The organism is Microcoleus sp. A003_D6, from assembly GCF_036702825.1.
Taxonomy (GTDB): domain Bacteria; phylum Cyanobacteriota; class Cyanobacteriia; order Cyanobacteriales; family Microcoleaceae; genus Microcoleus.
Genome location: NZ_JAUBWA010000124.1, coordinates 1 through 3,195, shown reverse-complemented (window position 1 = coordinate 3,195; position 3,195 = coordinate 1). Strand labels below are relative to the sequence as shown.

At 43.4% G+C, this 3,195-nt stretch carries 4 protein-coding genes; 2 read left to right on the top strand and 2 right to left on the bottom strand.

What is annotated here, in order from left to right:
• Positions 1 to 193: 193 nt before the first annotated feature.
• On the top strand, positions 194 to 868 hold the full coding sequence (locus tag QUB70_RS26050; RefSeq protein ID WP_332984370.1) for a Uma2 family endonuclease: 675 nt from the start codon (positions 194 to 196) through the stop codon (positions 866 to 868).
• A gap of 152 nt (positions 869 to 1,020) precedes the next feature.
• On the opposite strand, the gene QUB70_RS26045 is transcribed toward QUB70_RS26050, so the two are convergent.
• Positions 1,021 to 1,536 (bottom strand): phosphoribosyltransferase, encoded by a 516-nt coding sequence (locus QUB70_RS26045; protein ID WP_332984369.1) that lies wholly within the window; start codon positions 1,534 to 1,536, stop codon positions 1,021 to 1,023.
• 54 nt (positions 1,537 to 1,590) lie between these two features.
• Between QUB70_RS26045 and QUB70_RS26040 the strand changes: the two genes are divergently transcribed.
• Positions 1,591 to 2,340 carry a pentapeptide repeat-containing protein gene (locus QUB70_RS26040; protein WP_332984368.1) on the top strand — a complete coding sequence of 250 codons (750 nt, stop codon included), beginning with the start codon at positions 1,591 to 1,593 and terminating at the stop codon, positions 2,338 to 2,340.
• Positions 2,341 to 2,489: 149 nt separating this feature from the next.
• Here the strand turns inward: QUB70_RS26040 and QUB70_RS26035 are convergent, their stop codons facing one another.
• Positions 2,490 to 2,690, bottom strand: coding sequence for a hypothetical protein (locus QUB70_RS26035; protein ID WP_332984367.1), 201 nt, complete (start codon positions 2,688 to 2,690; stop codon positions 2,490 to 2,492).
• Between the last annotated feature and the right edge of the window lie 505 nt (positions 2,691 to 3,195).

Genomic DNA, 3,195 nt, shown 5'->3' with positions numbered 1-3,195 from the left:
GCGTCTACACAAACAAAACCCGCCTTCGCGGGTTGAAGAATCGGCGGTGAAAATCATGTTATTTTCTTCATTTATTGTCTTCAGTCCGCGGAGGCGGACTTCGTTTTTGTAGGTGCGGTTTCAACCGCCGTATTCTATTTTTATTGAATCCTTGATAAAATAGAGCTATAAGTCCCATTCTTGGAAGCAACCGATGCAAACTGAAACCAAATCAACAGTATTTGAACTGAATCAACTAATTGTCCCCCCCGGCAATAAAGTGCAGTTACAAAACGTTAGCTGGGAAATGTACTCGTCTATCCTAGACGAATTAGGAGAAGGTTACGCAATTCGACTTACTTATTACAAAGAAACACTGGAAATCAGGATGCCACTACCAAAACATGAAAAAGCTAAATCATTGATTGGATACTTTGTCAACGTGCTGCTGGAAGAACTTAATATTGATTGTGATGTTTTAGGTTCCACTACCTTCAAAAGCAAAGAGATGCAGAGCGGCGTAGAACCTGACGATTGTTTCTACATTCAGCATGAAGCTGCTATCAGAGGCAAGGATCGAATAGATTTAACAGTAGATCCGCCTCCCGATTTGGCGATCGAGATTGACAACTCTTCACAAACAGCTTTAAACAGCTATCAAGCTTTGAAAGTGCCGGAACTTTGGAGATATGACGGGCGAATCCTGAAAATCTATCTGCTCCAAGACGGAAAATATATTGAGTCTGATAGCAGCCCAAATTTCCCCGACTTTCCCATTATTGATGTAATTCCTCAATATGTCGATCGCGCCAACACCCAAGGCAGAAGCCCGACAATCAGAGCATTTCGAGCTTGGGCTAAAGAGCAACTACAAATCAAAGACTGCTAGGGGCGGGTTTTACTAATTTTTGACCAAATTTTAAGCTCCGGTGATTCATCTGTGGAGTCAATTTTAAAATCTCAAATCTCAAATTTCAAATCTCAAATTGGGTGATTCATCTATCGACTCAATCCCCCAATCTAAAATCTAAAATCTAAAATCTAAACTTGACTGACTTTCGCCGCAAAATCAGCGGCACTCATCTTTTCGTACATTTCAAAAGGTTGGTAAATCCAAGGATTATCGGTCAAATAATCTACATAATAATCGGGGACTGCCACAGAACAAGCCTTGTACCAAAGCACAGCAGTCCGAATTTCCTGAATATCCTCGCCGTAGCGGTTCTTCAGCCAAGGGATAGCTTGCTTCAAACTAATTCCCGAATCCACCAAATCGTCAACCAGGAGAATGCGACTGCCCAAATTATCGCCCACCATTGTCAAATCGCGGGCAAACTCGATCGCACCCCGGACTTTCCCCTCCGCCCCAGTGTATGACGAGGCCGCTAAAATGGCCAATGGTTTGTCGAAAATCCGCGACAGAGTATCGCCCACCCGCAGCCCTCCCCTCGCCAGACAGATAATACGATCGAATTTCCACTGAGATTCATCAACTTTTACTGCCAAATCCTCAATTTTTCGATGGTACTCAGACCAAGAAACGTAAAGGTCGCTCATGCCTAATATTATTGAAATATCAAAGATATTATTAAATATTTTGGGGAAAATGACATGGATGCAGATGAACTTCTCAGACGGTATGCAGCCGGAGAACGGGTTTTTCACAAAGTAGACCTGGGCGGGGCCAATATGTCAAGGACAAATTTGCGCGATATTGACCTGAGTCAAGCTAGTTTAAAGGGTGCAAGTGCGATCGGTCTCATCCTCTACAGAGCCAATCTGTATCAAGCAGATATCAGCCAAGCCAACCTCTCCCAAGCCAACCTCATGTCCGCTAATTTCGGCGAATGCGAGGCGGTGGGAGCGAACTTGAGCGGAGCCATCTTGCGGAGTGTGGTGTTGAGCGGGGCCGATTTAACCGGGGCGAGTCTCAGAGGTGCAGACATGAGAGATGCAAACCTTCAGCGGGCAATTCTGATGCAAGTTTATGCAGTTAACGTTAACTTGCAAGGTGCCAACTTGACAGAAGTAAAACTTTGCGGAATCAACCTCAGCAAAGCAAATTTAACCGACGCCAACTTAACACAAGCTGACCTCAGCAATGCTAATCTAACTCAAGCAAATCTGAGTTGGGCAAATTTGACCGAAGCAAATCTTGAAAAAGCGGATTTGAAGGGAGCCGATTTGAGCGGAGCTAACTTGAGCTGTGCAAATTTCCATCTAGCAGATTTGAGCGGAGTTTCTCTCAAGGGAGCAAATCTTCGGGGAGCAAACTTGCATCAAGCTTCTTTGCGCGGGACAAATTTGAATGAGGCGAATCTGAGAGATGCTATGATGCCAGACGGCAAAATCTCTGAGTAAATAAGTTGGCAAAACAGAAGTTAAAACCGCAGGGTGCTTGTATGGCACCCTAAATTCAGCGTAATTGCTGATTTTTTTCAGGGCATTTAATTCTGCCTTCAGGTGACAGTGTATTTAAAGAGGAGCGGCAAAAGTCTTGGGGCCACAGTTTAATCTACAACTTTCAGCCAGCCCCGGCGAACGGCGTGGAGCAAGCGGTTGATGGCTGTTTGATCTTCTTCGGTAAGACAGTCATTTAACAGTGCTGTCTTGAGCTGTTCTCGGTGAGTGGGAGTCAGCAGACCGGAGTGATATACCTGAAAGACTAGCTCTGCAATCGTAAATTGAGGTAAAAGCGTTTGGGTCATCATTGGTTTTTTTTATTAAACTCACTTTTGACAGTATTGACTGATTTCCCCAATGTTTCTGTGATTTAACTAGGCGATTATATGTGATCTATTCGGTCTTAATTGGTGATTTGTGTCAGCCGGACTTGGGGATATGATGTTTTCTCGATCGCCCTGCAACTCGAAACACAAACTCCGTCCCGATTTCTCGCTTTTGGCAACTCCAAAATTTATACTTTTTGTCAAGAGACTGTGACAAATAAATTAATATTTATCTATTATATAGATGATTAATGACGGCTAATTAATGACTGCTAACTAAATCGATCGACTTAATTAAACCTAAAAGTTTTAGGCTGTTCAGACATCCAGTTTTGGTTGCATTTACCGAATGTCTTGGCGTGGGTTTTTTTCTGTGGATCTGCTTAATAACTGCTGACTACAGGCTAAGCTGTTAAGCTGTTGTGCATTTAAATTGTATATTTCGAGTCCCGATCGAAAATCGTCAAATCCTCTCCCCCTCTCCCCT